This window comes from Solihabitans fulvus, assembly GCF_008386585.1.
In the GTDB taxonomy this organism is placed as follows: domain Bacteria; phylum Actinomycetota; class Actinomycetes; order Mycobacteriales; family Pseudonocardiaceae; genus Solihabitans; species Solihabitans fulvus.
In genome coordinates this window covers 1-289 of sequence record NZ_VUOB01000269.1, presented here as the reverse complement: position 1 = coordinate 289, position 289 = coordinate 1, and the positions used below count along the sequence as shown (strand labels likewise).

The following is a 289-nucleotide window of genomic DNA, read 5'->3' as shown; positions in this document are numbered from 1 at the left end:
CTGAAACACCTACATAAATTCATAAGCTGAAACAATATTTAACTTCGTATTAAAAATAATATAACAATGGCTTTTATGGGGGACACGATGAACCCCACGCCGTTGTGGCAAAACGGACCGTCGCCTGGAGCATTTTATAATTTTCCTGGAAATGCTTCCACAATTGCTCCATCCAGGCACGGTGTACAGGATTTTACAGCTCACTCAGCGAGCCCCATCACGACCACCACAACTGTCATCGGAGTTAAGTTTGACAAGGGATGTGTTATCGCCGGTGACACACTGGGCT

1 protein-coding gene is annotated in these 289 nt (G+C 45.0%); it reads left to right on the top strand.

Annotated elements, in window-relative coordinates; translation table 11 throughout:
• Nucleotides 1-75: 75 nt before the first annotated feature.
• Nucleotides 76-289 (top strand): Ntn hydrolase family protein (locus F0L68_RS45810; protein ID WP_223199635.1); only part of this gene is annotated, 214 nt, incomplete at its 3' end.